The following is a 21336-nucleotide window of genomic DNA, read 5'->3' on the forward strand; positions in this document are numbered from 1 at the left end:
GAATTTGTCCGGAGCTTCTGGTAAGACTGCTTCGTGTTCTCCCTCTCCCGAGGTCGATCTCCGGCACCGGGCCAACCCGAGCGCAACGAGTTTTCATGAAATCCTGCAGCCACCTCTTCCGGATAACAATTTTTCTCATCGTTCTTTTCCTCACCGCTCCCTGGTGCCTTGCCGAAGGCAGCAGCGACGGGAGCGACGACGTCGATCAGAAACGCAACAAGCTGATCGGCTATATCCTAGGCAAGCAGTTGCCGACGCTCCATTTCAGCGATCGGGAGATGAATGACACCCTGTCGCGCGCCGCTTTTGATCTCTATCTGAAACAGCTCGATTTTCAGAAGCGCTTCCTGCTGCAGTCGGATGTAGAAGAGCTCAAGGAGTTTGCTGAACTGATCGACGACAACCTGGTACGCGGCACCATCACCCTGCCGGAAACCGGCTATGCAATACTGGAAGAGCGAATCCGCCAGGTCGAGACCATCGTTGCCGACCTGCTCGCCGAAAAGATGGACCCGGATCAGCCGGAGGCCATGGAGTCGGACCCGGAAAAACTTGATTACGTCGAAGATCTCGAGGGGTTGCGGCAGCGCTGGCGGCTGCTGCTCAAAGCGCAGATCATCAATCGCTACCTGGATCTGGAAGACCAGCGTCAGGCCGACGGTCAGCCGATCGATCGGGCTGTGTTGTGGGCGGAGGCGCGGGAACGGGTGAGCAAACGGTTCACCGATTTTTTCCATCGATTGCATCAGGAGACCCGACAGGATCACTACGACCGCTATTTCAACGCGGTCGCCCGGGCCTTTGATCCGCACACCAATTATATGGCGCCGGACCGCAAGGAGGATTTCGATATCCACATGCGCGGCAGCCTTGAAGGAATCGGGGCCTTGCTACGCGAGGAAGACGGCTATATCAAGGTCGTTCGGATTATTCCCGGCAGTGCCTCGGCCCGCCAGGGACGATTGCAGGCCGAGGATATCATTCAGGCTGTTGCCGAAGGTGACGAGGAGGCCGTCGAGATAACCGACATGCGCCTGCGGGATGCGGTCCGTCTGATTCGCGGGCCGAAGGGAACCGAGGTCCGGCTGACGGTCATGAAACCGGACGGCACCAAAGATATCATCCCGATCATCAGGGATGTGGTGCAGATCGAAGAGACGTTTGTCAAGCAGACGATTCTCGAGGCCGACGGCCATCGTTTCGGTTACATCAGCATCCCCAGCTTTTACCGCGATTTCGAAAAGAGTGGCGGCAGCGAGCAGGGACGCAATTCAACGGATGATACGCGAAATGTTATCCTGGCGTTGAAGGAGCAGGGGATTGAAGGTATTATTCTCGATCTTCGCGATAACGGCGGCGGTTCTCTTGTCGATGCGGTTGATATCGCCGGCCTCTTTATCGACGCCGGCCCGGTGGTGCAGGTGAAGAACAGTTACGGCCTCAAACGCATCCTGGAAGACGAAGATGATTCGATCGTCTACGACGGTCCGCTGGTAGTGCTCGTCAACCAGTTCTCCGCTTCCGCATCGGAGATTGTCGCCGCGGCACTGCAAGACTATCGCCGGGCAGTTGTTATCGGCGGGCAGCATACACACGGCAAAGGGACGGTGCAGACCATTATCGACCTCAACGAGAATATCCCGTTGCTGCATTTGCGGCGCTACGACGACCTCGGGGCACTGAAGGCGACCATCCAAAAATTCTACCGGATCAACGGCGGCTCCACCCAGTATCGAGGTGTTGAACCGGATATTGTCCTCCCCAGCCTGTTTCAACATCTGGAATCGGGGGAGCAATACCTCGATTATTCGTTGCCCTGGGATCAGGAATCACCGGCAGACTACCATCCTTACCGTGACAAGATCGTCGATCTGGAAAGGGTTATCGAGCGCAGTCGGCAGCGTTTGGTTGCTTCCGAAGAACTGCAGCTCATCGAAGCGGAGGCCCTTCGCTCCCGACAACGCAGCGAACAGACCTTGTTGACTCTGGACATCGACTCGATGCGCGCCCGGCGCGAAGAAGAACGGCAGGCCCGGGAACGGGTCGGTGCCAATTATCCCCGCCTGGAGCAGGAACTGCAGATGAGCGACGATGGTGACGACGAAGATGCTGCGCCAAGCGACAATGATGATCGCGCCGACTGGATCAAAAAGGTTTCCACGGACCCTTACATCTCGGAAGCGCAGATGATTCTGCGCGACCTGACCGATTTGCTGACTCCTTAACAGTCTCTGCCAAGACGTGGAACGGCCGCGGATGCGGGCCGTTCATCCTATAATTAGTCTTGAAAAAGCGACATAAAAGTGCTAGTTACTTGCCTTTGTGAATGGCCGTTCATTCAGGTCATTGAACCGTTTGACATTGCTCGATAACAGGGATGAGCGGAGAAGATCGTCGGTATGGAACTCACGGAAGCGCTGCACAACAACAGGTACACCATCGTTGACAAGTGGGTCGTCTATACCTTGGCCACCTATCAAGCCACCGACTTTTTGAACAAAGAAAAAGACCGTTTCGCCAATCCGATCGGCTCGACGATCCGTACTTCGCTGAAAACACTTTTTCAGCTGCTGCTCAAGGGAGGTGACGGGGCAGGTTATGCCGAGCCGCTGTCACAGATTATGCATCTGCGATCGGTCCAGGAGTTCACACCGTCGCAGGCCGTTGCGCCGCTCAACGCGGTCAAGCATATTGCCAGAGACATTCTTGCCGCCGACAAGCAAACCAAAGACCTGGTCAAGGACCTCTACGATTTCGAGTTTGCCGTTGATCTGGCGGTGCTCGCCGCATTTGACCTGTACATGCAATGCCGGGAAAAGGTGTACCGGATCCGGATAGCCGAGATCAAATCCGGAGCCGCTATTCTCACAGACAGCGCCTGTCCATCTAAGGCGTTGAAGAATATACGGAAAATAAACGAGTAAAGCGAAAACAACTGGATGTCGTCTCCGCCGATCGGGGTGCCGGAGGAGTCGTGCTTCCAAAACAGTTCACCATGAAGCGAGGTTAAGAAATGAAGTATGCTTATTCATTCCTGGCGGTCATTGCCCTGATCTTGATTGCCTGGCTTGGCTCCCAGATACCGGGGATGCAATACTTTTTCGGTGTTGCGGTTCCCTATCTGGCCATCATGGTCTTCTTAGGCGGCTTTGTTTACCGGGTCGTCTACTGGGCCAAATCACCCGTCCCTTTTTCGATCCAGACCTCCTGCGGGCAAGCGAAATCTCTTGATTTTATCAAGCCGAACCGGCTTGAGTGCCCGACCACCAACGCCGAGGTCGTGGCCAGGATGGCCCTGGAGGTCCTGACCTTCCGGTCCCTGTTCAGAAACACCAAATCCGAGATCTATGACGGCCCGAAGATTACCTATGAGTCGTCGAAATGGCTCTGGTTGTTCGGCCTGATGTTTCATTATTCGTTTCTGATCATCGTCATCCGGCACCTGCGCCTCTTCCTCAATCCGGTTCCGGAAGCGATTGCCTGGCTCGATTGGGCCGACTCCATGTTTGAGATCGGCACGCCGGCTATGTATATGACCGATGCCGGGCTGCTGATCGGGCTGCTCTTTCTGTTCACCCGGCGACTGTTTAACCGCCAGGTCCGCTTCCTCTCCCTGCTCAACGACTATTTCCCACTGGTACTGCTGTTCGCCATCGGGGTGACCGGTGTCTTGATGCGCATGTTCCTGCGCGACGGGGTCGATATCAACGCCATCAAGCAGTTGGCCGTGGGACTGGCCACATTCAGCCCGGTAATCAGCACCGATATTGGCGCGATTTTCTACATCCATCTCTTTCTCGTTTGCATCCTGCTGATTTATTTTCCGTTCAGCAAGCTGATGCACCTGGCCGGCGTCTTTCTCAGCCCGACCAGAAACATGCGCAACAACAGCCGCGAGGTTCGTCACATTAATCCCTGGAACCCCGATATCAAACCCCATTCCTATGCCGGGTATGAGGATGAGTTCCGAGAGTACATGGTAGAAGCGGGCATCCCGGTGGAGAAAGAACCCACTCCGCAAAAGGACGAAGCATAACGGTTTTGACCAAACATAGCTTAAAAGGACATCAACGATGGCAGTTGCAAAACTAGAACAACTATCTCAAAGCGTCGTGCAGGGACCGTCCTTGGCCACCGGAGCAATTCCCACCAAGGACTGGATGGATATCCCGGTCGTGTTCAAGCCGGGTAATTATGCCTTTCCTGCCAAAAAAGACAAAGTCGAATATCTCAACAGCCAGAGCGGGCTTCATTTCCCCAATGCCCGTGATTGGTCGCCGGAAGATGATGACTGGCAACTTCCGGAGAACTGGAAAGAGATTATCATCAACGGCCTTCGGGAACGGCTGGAGAAGTTCCGGTCCCTGAAGATCTTCATGGATTGCTGCGTACGGTGCGGCGCTTGCGCCGACAAGTGCCATTTTTTCCTCGGCACCGGTGATCCGAAAAACATGCCGGTACTGCGTGCCGAGTTGCTGCGTTCGGTCTATCGCAACGACTTCACGCTGGCCGGCAAGGTCCTCGGTCGATTGGCCGGGGCCCGCGAGGTGACGCCGGAGGTGATCAAGGAATGGTTCATGTACTCCTATCAGTGCACCGAGTGTCGCCGCTGTTCGGCGTTCTGCCCGTACGGCATCGATACCGCGGAGGTGACGATCGTTATCCGGGAATTGCTGCATTTGCTCGGTATCGGTATCAACTGGATTCTCGAGCCGGTTTCCAATTCCAACCGGACCGGTAACCACATGGGACTGCAGCCCCACACCTTCAAAGATAACGTCGAATTTCTCGCCGACGATATCGAGAACCTGACCGGCGTTCGGATCAACCCGACCTTTAACCGAAAAGGTGCAGAAGTCCTGTTTATCACTCCGTCTGCCGATGTCTTTGCCGAACCCGGGCTCTACACAGCCATGGGCTATCTGATCCTGTTCGAGCACATCGGTCTGGACTACACCTGGTCAACGTATGCGTCTGAGGGTGGTAACTTCGGTCTGTTTACCAACAACGAATCGATGAAAAAGCTCAATGCCAAGATGTACGCCGAGGCCAAGCGCCTCGGGGTCAAATGGATTCTCGGCGGCGAGTGCGGTCATATGTGGCGGGTGGTGCACCAGTACATGGATACGATGAACGGCCCGGCCGATTTTCTCGAAGTGCCGAAATCACCGATCACCGGCACCGTCTTCCATAACGCCGCTTCGACGAAGATGACGCATATCAGCGAGTTCACCGCCGATCTGTTCAAGCATAACAAGATCAAGGTGGACAAGAGCCGCAACGACTATCTCAACGTCACCTTCCATGACTCCTGCAACCCGGCCCGGGCCATGGGACTGCTCGAAGAGCCGCGCTACGTGCTCAAGCATGTCGTCAACAACTATCACGAGATGCCCGAGAACACCATCCGCGAGCAGACCTTCTGCTGCGGTTCCGGAACCGGACTCAATACCGACGAAATCATGGAACTGCGGATGCGCTCCGGACTGCCGCGGGCAAACGCCGTTAAGTACGTGGAAGAAAAACACGGAGTCAACATGCTGTCCTGTGTCTGTGCCATCGACCGGGCCACCCTGACGTCGCTGATGAGCTACTGGAACCCCAACGTCGGTGTCTGCGGAATTTCCGAACTGGTCGGCAATGCGATCGTCCTGGACGGCGAGAACCGCGCTGAACTCGATGAAGGGTTGCGGACCTTGCTCTAAACCTGACCAGATAAGAGGAGTGATCGATAATGTATAACAAAACGATGATAATAACGGGTCTGGTCATCTTCGTTCTGATGGTGACGTTTCCTGTCTGGTACAACGGCCTGGACGCCGGCCCGCTGCCGAAACCGGAACTGCCGCCCGGCGGTGAGAAGGAGTGTGTCGCATCGGCCGCTTTCATGCGGGACAAGCATATGCAATTGCTCAACGAGTGGCGCGACGATGTCTTGCGTAATTCCGATCGGGTAACCGTTACGGTCGGCGGCAAGGAGTATCGTAAAGGACTGCAGTTGGCCTGTATGGAGTGTCATTCGAACAAAGAAAAATTCTGCGACAGCTGTCATGATTATGCCGCTGTCACGCCGACGTGCTGGGATTGCCATTTGACCCCGACGGAAGCGGCATCGAAGAAGGAGGCTCACTGATGGATAACAAGAGAAGAAAATTCCTGAAGATGGCCGGCGCTACGGTTCTCGCCGGTATTGGCGCCCCCGCGGTGGTCAAGCTGACCTCGGTGCCGGCGCTGGCCTCCGGTTCCGAGCAAGCCGCAGCCGGCCACGGCAGCGGGCATGGTGAAGAGCAGCGCACCGGTATCCGGCTCGGTATGGTAATCGACATGCGCAAGTTCTACGGCAACGAGGAACTGCTCAACCAGGCAATCGCCGCCTGTCATGCGGTACATAATGTGCCGGAGATTCCCGGACGCAAGAGCGAGATCAAGTGGATTTGGAAGACCGGGTTTGCCAACGCCTTCGTCGCTCAGTCCCAGAACCTGCGTTCGGAGACGGTAAAAAACAGCCAGTTTCCGGTTCTCTGCAACCATTGCGACAACCCGTCCTGCGTCAAGGTGTGCCCGACCAAGGCAACGTTTGTCAACGAAAAAAACGGTATCGTGGCGATGGATTATCACCGCTGCATCGGCTGCCGTTTTTGCATGGCCGCCTGTCCCTTCGGTGCGCGGAGTTTCAACTGGCAGGACCCCCGACCCTTTATCAAGACCTACAATCCCGATTTCCCGAGCCGCATGCGCGGTGTCGTCGAAAAATGCAACTTCTGCGCCGAGCGGCTGGCTCTCGGCCTGGAACCGGCCTGTGTCGAGGCTTGTCAGGGGACGGGCGCCATGGTCTTTGGCGATCTGAATGATCCGCAATCGGAGGTCAGGAAGGTATTAAGCGAGGAGTTTACCATTCAGCGTAATGCAGCTGCCGGCACCAGGCCGTCAGTCTTCTACATCGTGTGAGGTTGTCATGATTGAAAAGACATTAAAAGGAAAACCGGCCTACTGGATCTGGCTTGCCATCCTCGGCACCTTCATTGCCATCGGCTGGGCCTGCTATTTCAGGCAATACGTGTTCGGTCTCGGGCTCACCGGCATGAGCCGGGACGTATCGTGGGGGCTCTATATTTCCCAGTTCACCTTCCTGGTCGGCGTTGCCGCAGGAGGGTTGATGCTGGTGCTGCCCTACTATATCCATAATTACAAAGCATTCGGGCGAATCACCATTCTCGGCGAGTTCCTCGCGATCTCGGCCTTGGTGATGTGTCTGATGTTCATTATGGCCGACCTCGGTCAGCCGTTGCGCGGGCTCAACGTCATTTTCCATCCGACCCCGCAGTCCATGCTCTTCTGGGATATGTGTGTGCTCTGGGGCTATTTGCTGCTCAATGTTCTGTGCGGCTGGGTCATCCTGACCGCGGAGCGAAAGCAGGTGCCGCCGCCGAAGTGGATCTATTTCTTCGTTGCCATTTCCATCCCCTTTGCCGTCTCTATCCATACCGTCACCGCCATGCTGTACTGCGGTCTGCCGGGACGGCATTTCTGGCTGTCGGCCATTATCGCGCCGCGCTTCCTCGCCTCGGCTTTCGCCGCCGGCCCATCGCTGATCCTACTGGCCTGTCTGGTCATGCGCAAATACGCCCACTTCGACGCCGGTAAAGAAGCCATCCAGAAGATGACGACGATCATCATGTATGCGGTGATTATCAATACCTTCTTTTTCCTGCTGGAGTTCTTCGTCGGCTACTATTCGGAGGTTCCCGGTCATATCCACAGTCTTGAATACCTGTTCTTCGGCCTTGAGCATGACGGCCATGTTTACAATAACCTGGTGCCGTTTATGTGGACCGCCGCCCTGTTCAACTTTACCGGTCTCGGCATCCTGGCCTATATGAAAATCGCCAAGGTCTTCGATTACCGACTGGTCGGTACCGCGGCAACGCTGATCTTCCTGGCCCTCTGGGCAGACAAGGGGCTTGGTTTCGTCTTTGCCGGATTCGTGCCGAATCCGCTGGAAGAGGTGACCGAGTATATCCCGACACTCAACGAACTTGGCATTACGTTGGGTATCTGGGCGACCGGTTTCTTCCTGCTGACCCTGCTCTACAAGATCGCTGTCGGCATTGAACACGAAGTAGAAGCCTGATCTGCAGATCGACGCATCAGTATCAAAAACCCCCGATCGGCACCGCCGGCCGGGGGTTTTTGTGTGCGGGCGCCGTTGATCAAGAATTGTCCCACCGTTAAGCGGGCTTGGCTTTCCTGGTCGGCGAGATTGGTATGGCGGTGTGCCCGCAGATCCCGCATCGGTTGCTGTTGACGGATTAGCCGAGCAGGTGGAGATAGAGCTGGAAGAGTTCGTAGATCTGTGGCCGGAAAAAGAGATACGCCATGCCGCTGAGGGCGAGAAAGGGGCCGAAGGGGATGCGGGTCGAGCCTCCTTTCTTCTGGGAACGCATGGCGATCAGACCGACGATAGAGCCGCTCAAGGAAGAAGTGAAGATGATAAAGAGAAGAGATTGCCAGCCGAGAAAGGCGCCGAGCAGCGCCAGCAGTTTGATGTCCCCCCCGCCGAGCCCCTCCTGCTTGCGGATCAGGTAGTAGCTCAGCGAGACCAGGTAGAAGAAGCCTCCGCCGACCAGCAACCCGATCAGTGAATCCTGCCACCCGATGAAAGTGGAGACGAAGGAGAACAGAAAACCGACCAGAATACCGGGAAGGCTGATAACGTCTGGTATTATCTGGTGATGAAGATCAATCCATATTATAGTGAGCAGTGCGGTACAGAGCACAAACATGCCGACGGCGGTAACGCTCAGGCCGAAAGCTGCCAGCACCGCGACCGCCAGCAGGCCGGTCAGCAACTCGACGACCGGGTATTGCAGGGAGATGGCCTTCCGGCAGTGGGCGCATCTGCCGCGTAAGATCAGGTATGAGAGGATCGGTATATTTTCGAACCAGCGCAGCGGAGTCAGACAGCGGGGACAATGGGAGGCGGGGAAGACGATCGAGGCTCCCGATTCGGGCAGCCTGAGGATGACGACGTTGAGAAAACTGCCGATCGTGGCGCCAAGGAGAAAGGCCGGGAAAAACAAGAGAAGATCTGGTTCCATTGAGTCCTGAAAGCAGAGGAGTTTGTCGGGGCGATCCCGAACAGCTGTATTCAGCCATCCAACAATTATGTCTCAACATCAGGAAAAAGCAAGAATTATCCGCTTTGAGCAATTGTCTGCGGATAATGTCCGATTGACTTTGGAGGCGCCGCTCATTGCCGCCGCCGCTGCGCCCGGTCATTTTGTCATGATCAGGGCCGGAAACGGCCAGGACCCGCTGCTGCGTCGCCCGTTTTCACTGCACCAGGCCAGCAGTAACGGCCAGATCCAGATTTATTTTCGCATCGTCGGTCGGGGGACCGACATGCTGGCGCATTGCCGGGTCGGTGAACTGCTCGATGTCTTCGGACCTTTGGGCCGTGGTTATCGGATCGATCGTCAGGCGCCTGCTTGCCTGGTCGGCGGTGGGTTGGGCATTGCACCGTTGCTCTTTTTGGCAAAACGAATCTGCCAGTCCGGCCGAGACCATCATCGCGACCTGGTGATCCTCGGTGGCAGAAGCAGTGGCGACGTCGAGCCGTTGGTTGAGGATTTCCGGCAGTTCGGACGGTCCTTGCAGTGTGCCACCGATGACGGATCGTTTGGCCGACAGGGACTCGTTACCGACGTGCTCAAGGCCGAGCAGCTCGAGCCGGGTACCGTGGTCTATGCCTGCGGTCCGGAGCCGATGTTGGCCCGGGTACACCGCATCTGCGTCGATCGCGGCTTGTCCTGCCAGGTTTCCATCGAAAGCGTAATGGCCTGCGGTATGGGGGCCTGCCTCGGGTGTAATGTCGATGCCGCCGGCGGCGGCTATCTGCATGTCTGCATCGACGGACCGGTGTTCAATGCGGAGGATCTGGTATGGAATTCCTGAAGGAGCGGGGACCGTACCCCGATCTCCGGGTCAATATCGGTTCATTGGTCCTGCAGAACCCGGTCATGACCGCTTCGGGAACTTTTGGCTATGCCCGTGAATTCGAACCGCTGGTCAATCTGCACCGACTCGGGGCGGTTATCGTCAAAGGGATATCGCTGGCACCGCGGCAGGGAAATCCGCCGCAGCGTATCGTCGAGACCGCGTGCGGCATGCTCAACGCCATCGGGCTGCAAAATGTCGGAGTCGAGCGCTTTATCAGTGAGAAAATGCCCTATCTGCGCGGTCTCGATGTCCCGGTGATCGTCAATATCCTCGGCGATACCGTGGAGGAATATCGTCAGCTCACCGAGCGACTCGTCGGTGTCGATGGGATTGCCGCTATCGAAGTCAACATCTCCTGTCCGAATGTAAAAAAGGGTGGTGTCGCCTTCGGGGCGGACCCGAAGATGGCCCGGGCCGTGACCGAGGCGGTCAAGACGGCTGCCGACGTGCCGGTGATGGTCAAGCTTTCCCCGAACGTCAGCGATATCACGATCCTGGCTCGCGCCGTAGAAGACGGCGGGGCCGATTCGGTATCGCTGATTAACACGCTGATCGGCATGGCCATCGATCTGCGTCGCCGAAAACCGGTCCTGGCCAACGTCATCGGTGGCTTGTCCGGTCCGGCGATCAAACCGGTAGCGCTGCGCATGGTTTACCAGGTGGCCGGGTCAGTTTCGATTCCGGTGATCGGCATCGGCGGCATCGATAGCGCCGAAGACGCGCTCGAGTTTATCCTGGCCGGTGCGAGCGCTGTACAGATCGGTACCGCCAATTTCATCAATCCGCGGGTCAGTGAAGAGGTGGTTGAAGGCATTGCCGCCTATGTCCGGGAACATGACCTGCAGTCGATCAGAGAGTTGATCGGAGCCTTGGAGGCATGACGCGTGGCAACACCGCGGGAGCAGGGTTTCGGCCAGCGATTGAAGCGATTTTTTCGACCGATTGTCGGCTATGTGAAAGTCCTTTTCGACCCGGCTACCCCGTGGCGGATCAGGATGATTTTGGCCGCCGGTGTGCTCTACCTGCTGTCTCCCTACGACCTGCTGCCCGACTGGTTTCTCGGCCTGGGCATCATTGATGATCTGGCTGTCGTGTCGCTGCTTGGCTTGCTGGCCGGCCGAATGACGGAGTCGGACAAACGGAATGGAGCGGAGTAAACGATGCTACAACGAGGATTGCTGTGCCTTTCCGTCGGGGCGAAGACACAGACCGAAGCGCTGGACCTGATAGATCGGTTTGGCTCTGCTGCCGATATCATCGAGATACGTCTCGATTTTTTCGAGGATCCCGATCCGCAGCCGTTTCTGCAGCTAAGCCGCACACCCCTGTTGTTTACTCACCGGCCCGACTGGGAAGGCGGTCACTTTCACGGCCCGGAAGCGGCGCGCATTCAGCCGCTGCTCAAGGCGGCGGCAGCCGGCGCCGCCTATATCGATTGCGAGTTGCGTGCTCCCGAACGGAGCCGGCAGCTGCTGCGGGAGGCCACCGCGGTATCGGGGAGTAGACTCCTCTTTTCCTGGCACGATTTTCTGCATACCCCGGCATGGCCGGCACTGCATGCGGTCTTGCAGCAGATGCGGCAGGCCGGGTGCGATGTAGGCAAAATCGTCACCATGGCGCACAGTCAGCTCGATGTCCTGCGGATCTTGCGGCTGCTGGCAGAGGCCATCACCACATCCTTCCCTCTTGCCGCTTTTTGTATGGGGCAACCGGGAATGATCAGCCGGCTGGCGACCGTGGAACTCGGAGGTTATATGACTTATTGCGCTGTGCCGGGCGCTGAGGCGACTGCCCCGGGACAACTTGACATTGAACAGGCGCGGACCATCCTCGATCAGTTTGCAACTGCTCCCCGCGCCCGTACCGAAAGAGTTTATGGACATTAACGGCTCAACAAAAGTTTACGGTATTATCGGCAATCCGGTGGCACATTCCCTGAGTCCGGCCATGCACAATGCGGCGTTTGCCACTCTCGGGGAAAACCGGGTCTATGTCCCGCTTGAGGTGACCCGGCTCGATGGAGTGCTCGCCGCGGTGCGCAATCTTGGTCTGTCCGGGCTCAGTGTTACCATCCCCTACAAGGAAGCGGTGCTGGCCTGGCTTGATGAGATCGACCCGGTAGCAGCCCGTATCGGCGCAGTGAACACGATTCAGGTGCGTGATGTGAACGGCGAGCGTGAGCTTTTTGGAACCAATACCGACTGGTTGGGTGCCAATCGAGCGCTGGCCGAGGAAATTTCGCTGGCCGGCAGCCGGGCAGTTATTCTCGGAGCAGGTGGCGCTGCCCGGGCGATCGGCTTCGGCCTCATGGAGGCCGGTGCGGCGATAGAAATTCACAGTCGGACCGAGAAGCGGGGGCGGGCTTTGGCCGATACGCTCGGTTGCCCGTGGCTGCCGCTTGAAGGCACCGAATCCCGGCCGGCCGAGATTCTCATCAACGCCACCTCGGTCGGTATGGCGTCGAAAGCGGAAGATAGCCCGGTCCACCGCGATGTACTGAGCTCTTTCGCGGTGGTCATGGATATCGTCTATAGCCCTCTGCAGACGAGATTGCTCCGGGAGGCTGCCGCGGTCGGCTGTCGCTGCGTCGATGGCCTGCAGATGCTCCTCTATCAGGGAGCGGCCCAATGCGAGCTGTGGACCGGTCGTACTGCGCCGGTGGAAGTGATGCGCGCGGCGTTGCTGCAGGCAAACGCCGCATCGGCCGCCGCTCAATGAACTGCACGGCAAGGAGCCGGCTGCCGATGCCGAATCATTCAGACGGAATGTAACGATGATTGAAATACAGACGGCCAGTGGACTGGACGCAACGATTACCGTGCCCGGCTCGAAAAGCATCACCCAGCGGGCCTTGATTGCCGCTTCGCTCGCCGATGGTCGATCGATTCTGCGGGGGCCGCTGACCAGCGAGGATACCGAATACTCGAGCAGGGCGTTGCGAGCGCTGGGCGTGCATCTCGAAACCGGAGAAGACACCTGGTATGTCGATGGGACCGGTGGAACCATTGGCGTTCCAAGTGAGCACCTCTACCTCGGGAATAACGGCACCGCGACCAGGTTTCTCACCTCGGTGGCCGCGCTTGGGGTCGGCGAGGTTATTATCGATGGCGACGAGCGCATGCAGCAGCGGCCCATCGCGCCTCTGATCGAGGCCTTGCGGGGCTGGGGCGTCGATATCGAGTCGATACGCGGGACCGGCTGTCCCCCGCTGCGGATTCGGGCTGCCGGTCTCAGCGGCGGCAAGACCATCCTGCCCGAAGGCAAGAGCAGCCAGTATCTCTCGTCGTTGCTGCTTGTGGCGCCGCTGGCCAGGCAACCGGCCGAGTTGGAAGTGCACGGTGAAATCCTGTCCAAACCCTATGTGGCCATGACTCTGGAGGTGATGGCCGAATTCGGTGTTGGCGTCGAGGTGGCGGCGGATTTTTCCGCATTCCGAGTCGAACCGGCTCGTTATCGAGCGCGCGAATACCGGATCGAAGGCGATGCCTCGGGCGCCTCTTATTTCTGGGCGGCCGCCGCTGTTGCCGGCGGCCGGGTCACGGTGGCCAACGTGCCGGTACCGTCACTGCAGGGTGACACGATGTTCGTGCCGCTGCTGGCCAGGATGGGCTGCAGCGTGCAGCAGTCTGATTTCGGGATCACTGTGGAGAGCGATGGCCGTCTGGAAGGGATTACCGTCGATATGAGCGCCATGCCCGATGTCGTACCGACCTTGGCGGTGGTTGCCGCTTTTGCCGAAGGAGAGACTGAAATCAGCAACATCGCTCATCTGCGGATCAAGGAATCGGACCGCTTGCATGGTGTCTGTGTCGAGCTTGGCAAGATAGGAGTGCACGTCGATGAATATCCGGACCGGATGGTCATTCACGGCCGGGGCGGCAAAGATCTGCACGGCGCTGCAATCGATACCTACAACGACCACCGGATGGCAATGAGCCTGGCGGTGGCCGGTTTGCGCGTGCCGGGTATCCGGATCACCGGCGAGCAGTGTGTGGCCAAATCGTTTCCTGACTTCTGGCAGCGGTTTGCCGAGTTGTCCTGAACGTGGTTGTTCGATAGACGATTCTCTCAGGACGCCAGGTCGGCATCCTGGCACCCGCTGCGATGGCCGTGTACGAAAATCCTCTCTCCACGACCGACCCGCAGCAGCCGCGCGGCGTTGCCCTTCTTGACGCAGACCTCCAACTCTCCGCTGCTGTTGATGATGGCTGCCGGCATATTGTCGGCGATATCGTCGTAACTCCCTTTACAAAAGCCGATGGCATACGAGCGCAGGGTAATGCAGGGGTGGCCGCCGAGATCGATCCTGTTCAGGTGGGCCTTGGTGATGTTGGTCCGGAGGTTGCCGAAGCTGTCGATATTGACGACTTCGCCGGCGATGCCGTCCCGCCGGACAAGGGGGTCGCGGAGGCTGATAACGACACAGGAGTCTCGGGTGATACGCGGGCCGACATGAACGATGGACATGCCGGAGGCGAGACGGGCAGCGACCGGGGCCATGATATCCCGTCCCTGGAAGGTCTGCGATACCTCTTTGAGAAAGAGTTTCCGGTTCTCCACCTGGTAGACGTCAACCGATTCAGGGCCGTTGATCAACGGAGAAAAAACGCCGTTGTCCGGGCCAATGAAAAAATGGGTGTCGCAGTGCAGGGCGATGATCCGGCGGGCGGTACCGACACCGGGGTCGACGACACAGAGATGTACGGTTCCGGGTGGAAAATACTTGTAGTTCGAGTTGATGACTCGCGCGGCCTGACGAATGTCCTGAGGCTGGATGCCGTGCGTCAGATCGACGATCGGGACGCCTTTGTTGATCAGCAGAATCACCCCTTTCATCACTCCGACATATTCATCGGCTAGGCCGAAGTCGGTGGTCAGGGTTATCGGAAATCCGCTTTGTCGCATGCGCAGTGGTGATGGTTGTTAAAAGAGACCGAGCAGGCCCGGTACCAATATCTATCTTACTCGATTTACAGTGTTGAATCAAAAGCCGTAGCGCTCTTTTTTACGAGAAAAAATAAAGTGCCCCGGTGGTTCATGTGGCCGGCGGCGATCTCTGCATAGTCGTTACCCCCCCAGAACAGGTCGACACGACCCGGTCCGGTGATTGCCGAGCCGCTGTCCTGAGGCACGACGAAACGGCCAAATGGCCGCCAGTGCGAGATAGCACCATGTTCATCGAGGACCGGCCGCATGGTGACCAGATAGCCGATCGCCCCGGCCGGCAGTACCCGCTGGTCGATGGCCACAGAGCGTCCCGGAGTTAGCGGCATCCCCAGTGAGCCACGGGGACCACTGCCATCCCCCCAGTCAAAGAAGACCATGCGAGGATTGTGGCGGAGCATGTCGGCAATCTCGCCCGGGTGCTCTGCAAAATAGGTTCTGATTGCCGGGATAGAGACCTGCTGTCGTTCCATAAGCCCCCGATCGACGAACAGTTTGCCAAGGCTATTGTAGTTTCGCCCGTTGCTGGCGGCAAAGGAGACGGCGCGCAGGGATCCGTCCGGCAGGCGGAGACGGCCCGATCCCTGCACCTGCAAGAGATAGGCGTCCAACGGATCTTTGAGATAGGCGAGTTCATAGCCGTGCAGCAGATCGCCGGTTTCCACTTCGCGTCTCGTCCAGTAGGGGAGGAAGGTGTTGTCGGGGCCGATCCGCCCGCTTTCCCGGCTGCCGCCTTGCTTGTTGAATCTGGTTACCAGTGAGTCAGGTTTGCGGTAAATCGGGTAGAGGTAGGGGGCCTGTTTGGCCAGGCTGGCCTGGTAGATTGGTTCGAAGTAGCCGGTTACCAGCATCCGTCCCTGACCATTTCTGCCGGCGGCCTGGAAAATGTGAAAATGCTGTCTGATCAATCGGCCCAGCGTCAGCGGGTCCGATTCGTCGAGGATAATTTTCGTGAAGTCGCGCAGTGAATCGATCTGTTCGCGGACAGAAAACCGGTACCGGTCAATGGTTGTAGTCCGGGCCGGATCAAGTCGCTCCAGATAGTCGATCTGCCGTTCCACGGCCTGGAGCAGGCCACCTGTCGGCGCGTCGTCTACAAACAGCGGGTAACTGCCGACCGATACGGCGGTGATCGGTGACTGTTGCGCACAGCCGGCGATCACGAAAAGAATAAAAACAATGCTAGAATACCAGAGCGGTGATTGCAGTTGCCGGCGGCGAGCAGACATCATCATGTAAACCGGCCGGTGCGGCTGCTGCCGCTCAATCCGCTTTGATTGCTTCGGCCAGTTCGGCGACAGCCATCGCATAGCGGCTTGAATGATTCCACTCGATGATAGCCTGGAAATTGGGATAGCCGGCGATATAGCGAAGACCTCCCCCTTCATGGCGGGGCAACTCCAGACCGACGATGATCACTTTGCGGTTTTCAGGTGATTCCGGCAGATTCACTCCTTGATCGCCGCTGACGGTGTTCACCTCCACTTTACCTTTCCGGCCCTGGCGGTGGGCTGCGATCAACTCTGCGGAGTTGAGTTCCGTGCCGATATCGACATAGACCGGTGCGTCCAGGGTCCAGTGGAAACGTCGCAGGTAGTTGGCGATGGATGCGAAGATATCGTCGATCGAGGTGAAGACATCCCTGATCTCGTCGTCGTCGAAACTGACCGCATATTCGTTGAAACTGGACGGTATAAATTGCGGCTGACCGAAGGCTCCGGCATAAGAGCCCTTGACCTGCAGCGGATCGAGGCCGTTTTCCCGACAGACCTCGAGGAAGTGGATAAGCTGGGTCCGGAAAAAACTCGAACGGCGGGGATAGGCATCGAACAAGGTGTTCAGCGTTTCGAAAACCGGAAAGCTGCCCCGGTGAGTGCCGAACCGTGATTCGATTCCCCAGATAGCTACAATAACCTCTCGGTCGACACCGAACTCTTTTTCGATCCGGTCGAGCAGCTCGCTGTGTTCGAGCAATTTCTTCTTACCGGTGGCGATGGTCTTGGCGGTGACGAAGAGCGGTCGGTACTGATGATACGGTTTGGCCTCCCATTGCCGATCCATCAGTTCGAGAACCTTTTTGTTGATGCGCACACCGGCAAACAGAGACGTAAGTTCGTCTTCGGTAAAGTTATGGTCGCGCTGTAGTTCGGCAAACAGCTCACGATATCGGTCACTTTCCAGGTCGATGGCCTGGCCGTCGGTTACCAGGTCGGCAGCCAGCGGTTTGGCTGCCTGAACAGGGCCGGCAAAGCCGGTAGCGACGAGAAGGACCAGAGCGGCAATGAGCAAATGCAGGTGGTGACACCCGGCAGAAGCGGTGCGAAGAAGACGGGAGAGAGGCATAATCGGATTCATATCAGCGATAGGTATGGTTGAAAGCTGCCACAAAGCGATTGAGTTGCTCTTCGGGCAGGGAGTTGATACCGGCCGCCGCGGCTCGTCCGCCACCACCGGGGAATGAGCGGCACAGGGTATCGGCATCGCGCCGATCGGCCAGCGGGGCGCGTACACTGATACGCAGGGTGCCGTCGCCGTTCTCGGTTATCAGGGCGTGAGCTCCTTCTGGATTCTCCCGTGCCTTGAGGTTGGCAAAGACGCCAGAGACACGCCGTGACCACGGGCCGTAAGGTAGGCGGAAAATGCGGTTAGCGCCGCTGGCCGAGAAGATCGGTTGACTCAGGGCCATTGACATATCGTTGGCATAGCCGGTTTTCAGCGTCTGGAGTGTCTTGGATTGGGCATAAAAGGTAAACGGATCTTTGTAGGCACTGAGCGAAAGGTAGAGTTTGTCCGGTGAGAAATAGAGATCCTGCAGGTTGTTGCCGTAGCCGTTGTAGTTGAGGAGTTCTCCGATTTCTCTGAGGATGGTGATCTCTCGCTTGGATAACCGGCTGTCGGCGCCCATTGCTGTGGCGATGGCATGGAGGTTGTCGCCGAAGGCGCCGCATAGTGCCCATAACCGGAAACGGCCGCCGAGCACCCGGTCGACGATCAACGATGTGCAGCAGTCCGGTGCCGGATCGATATGGGTGGTCAGCGCTGAAATGCTTGGTATTTCACCGGCGTAATGGTGGTCGAAGTAGGTTATTTCGTTGCCGGCGGCAAGCAGGCGGAGGAGCACCTGTCGGTTGCTGTCGAGGGAAATGTCGAGCACCGTGATCGTGCTGTTGCGAACATCGGCAAGACGATTGAGAAGTGCGATCTCTCGCTTGACCCCGGTGACCAGCCGAGTGTCGTCTATCGGTGTGGCCAGGCGAAGCTGGTGCAAGGCGCAGATACCGTCGGCATCACCGTTGAAAACATCAAAATGCGCGGACTGCGGTTGCTCGGAAAATGGCATGAATAATGCTAATACCGGTCCGTCACGTAGCGTACCGGACCGGTGAACGTGCTTAGTAAGAAAAGCCGATCGGGCTGCCGAGATTGGCCAGATTGAATACCACCATAAAAGAGGTGTCGGTCGGCGTGTACTGGGTGGCGAACTCGACCGACCAGCAGGGAGCCTGGTAGATCAGTGCGGCATCCGCCTCGTTGGTTTCTCCTTCGGATATCGAGTGTTCGAACCTGATCTCGGTTCGCCAATTGGCCAGCAGATAGGTGGCGATGGTACCGTTCACCTGCTCGCTGTTAGCGCTATCGTCAAAGACATACTCGAGTTCGAAATAGTCGCCGCGGTCAGTGCTGTAGGCACCCTCGACAAAGTGTCGGACAAAGCCGTCTCCGTAGACATCAAAGTCGGTGCGATAATCAAAGGTAAGGCGCTGGATCGGTTGCAGGCGCAACCGCAAGTTGATTGCGGAAAACGGCTCATCGGAGTCTTCATCGAGCAGGCTGTAATTCTGCTTGATCTTCAGGTGGGCGAATTCCCGCTCCTCGGTATCTCCCTGAAAGAGATTGAGGAAGTTGTCCACCCCGTAGGTAATCTGGTTTTGTTCACCGACGCGGTCGACGCCGTCGTACCACGGCAGCTCATCCTGATCGACATCGGGGGTGAAACTGTAGAGGACATACGGCCTGATCTGGTGGTTGATGCTGTCGCCCTGATCGCCGTCAAGGGCGAATGCGCGCATCAGTGTGGTGCCGATCTCGGCGTTGAAGTTGTAGAGAAAACGGTTTTGCGTCGTGTCTTCCGTCCACTCGGCATCGCCATATTCTTGTACGGAGTAGAAGGTGTCGCGGATACCGATCTCCGCCCGTGATTCGAGATACTGACTGATCGGCAACGGGGCGCTCAAGCGCGGATTGATATCGACCCGGTGACCGCCGATCCCTTCCTCCCGCCAGAAATTGTAATAAGATGAATCCCATGACAGGGTGAAATCGCCGAATCCCTCGAGGGGCAGAGTGCCGGTGTAGTCGACCGAGGGGAGATTCCACAGTGGGCTGTTGCCGCTTTTGTCGGCACGGACATCGTTGATGGCAAGCAGTTCACCGGTCAGGGAAGTGCTTCCCCATGATTTCAATAGGCTGAAGGTGTTGGTGCGCTGATCGTCGGTCTTGTTTTGCAGGCTGCGTCCGAACGTTTTCAGGAATCGCTCGTTGGTGGTGCTGAAACCGGTCATGCCGGTGTTGAACTCGGTCAGGTAGTCACGGTCGGAGACGATATCGATATCGAGCCGGGAAGTCCAGCCGCCGCTGAAGTCATGGTCGGCCTTGGCGCGAACCCAATAGCGCTCCTCGTTGTCGTGAGTAAATTCGGTGTCGACATAGTAGGAAGAGTCGGTGTCGCCGCTCAAATCATCGTTGAGATAGGTGGCCATGATCAGGCCCTTCTCCGTTTCGCTTTTAACGTAACGGAACTCCAGACCGGGCATGTATCCCCGATCGGCCATGTACTGGGTGTAAACGGTCACATCGGTAGAATCGGAGATGTTCCAGAAAAAGGGCAGGTTGAAGCCGAATCCGCCGTTCTCGCTGGAGATCAGTTCCGGCAGCAGGAACCCGGTCTCACGCTTGCTCTTGGCCGGAATCATCAACCACGGGGTGTAGAAGACCGGAATGTCTTTGATGCGGAAGCGGGCATGGCTAAGTACCGCGTAGCCGTCCTGTTCGATAACCGCATCGCTGGCGGCAAAGCTCCAGGGAGCTGTCTTTCCCTGATCGACTTTACAGGTGATGACCCAGCCGTTTTCCACACGATAGGTCTTGTAACCGGTTTTTTCGATGACTTCGCCTTCCAGATGCAGATCATGCTGTTTGCGGATAATGGTTGCCTGCTTGAACGTCCCGGTTTCCTGCTCGAGATTGACCTCGCCCTGCTCGGCGTAGAGTTGCTCGTCTTCCGTGATTACCGAGACATTGCCCCGCGCCTTGATCATATTGAGGGCGATATCGTAGACGGCCCAGTCGGCGGTAATGGTGATCTCGGTTTCAAAAACCGGCTCCTGTTCTTCTTCAAGATCCGCCGGGGTGACTTCTTTCACCTGTGCTTCTTCTTCAAGCAATTCAGACCAGTCGCTCGTGTCGTCACCGGCTGTTTGTTTTTTCGGCGGCAGTTGTTTTCGCTTAACCAAGACGATATTGCCCTCGGCGACGATACTTGCCGGTTGGTCAAACCTGGTCAGCTTGTCGGCGGTTATATCCCATTCTTCGGTGGCCACGGATTCGGCCGCCCGGAGTTGCGCGACTGGACCGGCGAGTAGCAGAAGAAAAACGGCCAAGACACTCGGACGGAGAAAAGCCATACCTGGCAGCTGCATTGTCACGGTATACTCCTTTTGCAAAGACAGGACCTGCATGTACGGAGGTTGTGTGGTCGCGGTGTTCCGCCCGATGGGGGCGGCGGAAACCCTCCCTCAAGCTCCGAAATGTACGGGCCGGTCCGCCCGGTGTCAAGCCAAAAGTAATAGTTTCGTCTTGATAATATCGTGCATTTGTTTTATTTTTCAGGCAACTCACCGCTTATGGCTGACAAAGACAGTTTTTTTTCCGATCAGGGCACGTTCTGCCCCCTGTCCGAGCCATCTCAGGCGGTCAAAACCGGCCGGCAATTCGCAATAGAAGTTCCGGCGCAGCGCTTTTAGCCGTCCTCAAGACGGAGCGCGCGTTTTTTCGCGGAACAGCTGTATCCCGGACGGTACGGGGGCATGGGGACCGGCGGCATTCGTCGCGAGCAGATGTTTGCCGGCCAGGTTCGGCCATGCAGGAAATGGAGCGGTATTATTCGTCCGCGGTAGCTTGGGCACGATGACTGAATGATTGCATTCGAGCCGGCCCCGGGCTGAAAACGGATTGAATAGTACCGGAAGAACGGCGGCCGATAACGGAGGTCGCCGAAGAATCGTTTGGTGTCCGTTGTGCAGATCGGTGCAATAGTCCGTGACCTGCCAACCTGACATCTGAAAGGTGTCGGCGCCCTGCACTGCTCAGTGGGGCCGCCGTACAAAGGATTTA

General features: G+C 57.4%; 19 protein-coding genes. 13 read left to right on the forward strand and 6 right to left on the reverse strand.

What is annotated here, in order from left to right; genetic code table 11:
* Positions 1-95 precede the first annotated feature (95 nt).
* From BUC26_RS05795 to dsrP, 7 genes are all read left to right on the forward strand, one after another.
* Positions 96-2225 (forward strand): carboxy terminal-processing peptidase, encoded by a 2130-nt coding sequence (locus BUC26_RS05795; protein ID WP_073374187.1) that lies wholly within the window; start codon positions 96-98, stop codon positions 2223-2225.
* Between the two features lie 174 nt (positions 2226-2399).
* A complete protein-coding gene (locus tag BUC26_RS05800) occupies positions 2400-2924 on the forward strand; it encodes an RsbRD N-terminal domain-containing protein (RefSeq protein WP_073374189.1) in 525 nt (174 codons plus the stop codon).
* A gap of 89 nt (positions 2925-3013) precedes the next feature.
* The gene (gene dsrM / locus BUC26_RS05805; RefSeq protein WP_073374191.1) at positions 3014-4036 is read left to right on the forward strand and encodes a sulfate reduction electron transfer complex DsrMKJOP subunit DsrM; all 1023 of its coding nucleotides are present in this window, start codon (positions 3014-3016) and stop codon (positions 4034-4036) included.
* A 37-nt stretch (positions 4037-4073) separates the two neighbouring features.
* Entirely contained in the window at positions 4074-5705 is a 1632-nt protein-coding gene (dsrK, locus tag BUC26_RS05810) for a sulfate reduction electron transfer complex DsrMKJOP subunit DsrK (protein WP_073374193.1), read from the forward strand.
* Positions 5706-5734: 29 nt separating this feature from the next.
* Positions 5735-6133, forward strand: coding sequence for a sulfate reduction electron transfer complex DsrMKJOP subunit DsrJ (gene dsrJ, locus BUC26_RS05815; RefSeq protein ID WP_073374195.1), 399 nt, complete (start codon positions 5735-5737; stop codon positions 6131-6133).
* Positions 6133-6948, forward strand: coding sequence for a sulfate reduction electron transfer complex DsrMKJOP subunit DsrO (gene dsrO / locus BUC26_RS05820; protein ID WP_073374197.1), 816 nt, complete (start codon positions 6133-6135; stop codon positions 6946-6948). Before dsrJ ends, dsrO begins: the two co-directional genes overlap by 1 nt.
* 7 nt (positions 6949-6955) lie before the next feature.
* Positions 6956-8131 carry a sulfate reduction electron transfer complex DsrMKJOP subunit DsrP gene (gene dsrP, locus BUC26_RS05825; protein ID WP_073374199.1) on the forward strand — a complete coding sequence of 392 codons (1176 nt, stop codon included), beginning with the start codon at positions 6956-6958 and terminating at the stop codon, positions 8129-8131.
* A 178-nt stretch (positions 8132-8309) separates the two neighbouring features.
* On the opposite strand, the gene BUC26_RS05830 is transcribed toward dsrP, so the two are convergent.
* Positions 8310-9098, reverse strand: coding sequence for a prepilin peptidase (locus BUC26_RS05830; RefSeq protein ID WP_073374201.1), 789 nt, complete (start codon positions 9096-9098; stop codon positions 8310-8312).
* 67 nt (positions 9099-9165) lie between these two features.
* Between BUC26_RS05830 and BUC26_RS05835 the strand changes: the two genes are divergently transcribed.
* The 6 genes from BUC26_RS05835 to aroA are packed head-to-tail and all read left to right on the forward strand — an operon-like array spanning position 9166 to position 14041.
* Complete coding sequence (locus tag BUC26_RS05835; protein ID WP_073374203.1) at positions 9166-9954, forward strand: dihydroorotate dehydrogenase electron transfer subunit; 789 nt, start codon at positions 9166-9168, stop codon at positions 9952-9954.
* Complete coding sequence (locus BUC26_RS05840; protein ID WP_073374205.1) at positions 9942-10880, forward strand: dihydroorotate dehydrogenase; 939 nt, start codon at positions 9942-9944, stop codon at positions 10878-10880. The genes BUC26_RS05835 and BUC26_RS05840 overlap by 13 nt, the downstream gene beginning before the upstream one ends.
* Before the next feature lie 3 nt (positions 10881-10883).
* Positions 10884-11156, forward strand: coding sequence for a YkvA family protein (locus BUC26_RS05845; protein ID WP_073374207.1), 273 nt, complete (start codon positions 10884-10886; stop codon positions 11154-11156).
* Between the two features lie 3 nt (positions 11157-11159).
* Positions 11160-11885 carry a type I 3-dehydroquinate dehydratase gene (gene aroD / locus BUC26_RS05850; protein ID WP_073374209.1) on the forward strand — a complete coding sequence of 242 codons (726 nt, stop codon included), beginning with the start codon at positions 11160-11162 and terminating at the stop codon, positions 11883-11885.
* A complete protein-coding gene (locus BUC26_RS05855) occupies positions 11875-12717 on the forward strand; it encodes a shikimate dehydrogenase (protein WP_073374211.1) in 843 nt (280 codons plus the stop codon). The genes aroD and BUC26_RS05855 overlap by 11 nt, the downstream gene beginning before the upstream one ends.
* A 55-nt stretch (positions 12718-12772) precedes the next feature.
* Entirely contained in the window at positions 12773-14041 is a 1269-nt protein-coding gene (gene aroA, locus BUC26_RS05860) for a 3-phosphoshikimate 1-carboxyvinyltransferase (protein WP_073374212.1), read from the forward strand.
* A gap of 26 nt (positions 14042-14067) precedes the next feature.
* On the opposite strand, the gene BUC26_RS05865 is transcribed toward aroA, so the two are convergent.
* The 5 genes from BUC26_RS05865 to BUC26_RS05885 form a co-directional block, all read right to left on the reverse strand.
* On the reverse strand, positions 14068-14904 hold the full coding sequence (locus tag BUC26_RS05865) for an SAM hydrolase/SAM-dependent halogenase family protein (protein WP_073374214.1): 837 nt from the start codon (positions 14902-14904) through the stop codon (positions 14068-14070).
* Between the two features lie 65 nt (positions 14905-14969).
* Entirely contained in the window at positions 14970-16178 is a 1209-nt protein-coding gene (gene mltA, locus BUC26_RS05870; protein ID WP_161949802.1) for a murein transglycosylase A, read from the reverse strand.
* A gap of 28 nt (positions 16179-16206) precedes the next feature.
* Entirely contained in the window at positions 16207-17286 is a 1080-nt protein-coding gene (locus tag BUC26_RS05875; protein WP_084540497.1) for a lytic murein transglycosylase, read from the reverse strand.
* Between the two features lie 13 nt (positions 17287-17299).
* Positions 17300-18283: an acetyltransferase gene (locus BUC26_RS05880; protein ID WP_073374218.1), complete on the reverse strand. Its 984-nt coding sequence runs from the start codon at positions 18281-18283 to the stop codon at positions 17300-17302.
* 52 nt (positions 18284-18335) lie between these two features.
* On the reverse strand, positions 18336-20642 hold the full coding sequence (locus BUC26_RS05885) for an LPS-assembly protein LptD (RefSeq protein ID WP_073374220.1): 2307 nt from the start codon (positions 20640-20642) through the stop codon (positions 18336-18338).
* Between the last annotated feature and the right edge of the window lie 694 nt (positions 20643-21336).

The sequence above is a fragment of the Desulfofustis glycolicus DSM 9705 genome (assembly GCF_900130015.1).
Lineage (GTDB): Bacteria > Desulfobacterota > Desulfobulbia > Desulfobulbales > Desulfocapsaceae > Desulfofustis > Desulfofustis glycolicus.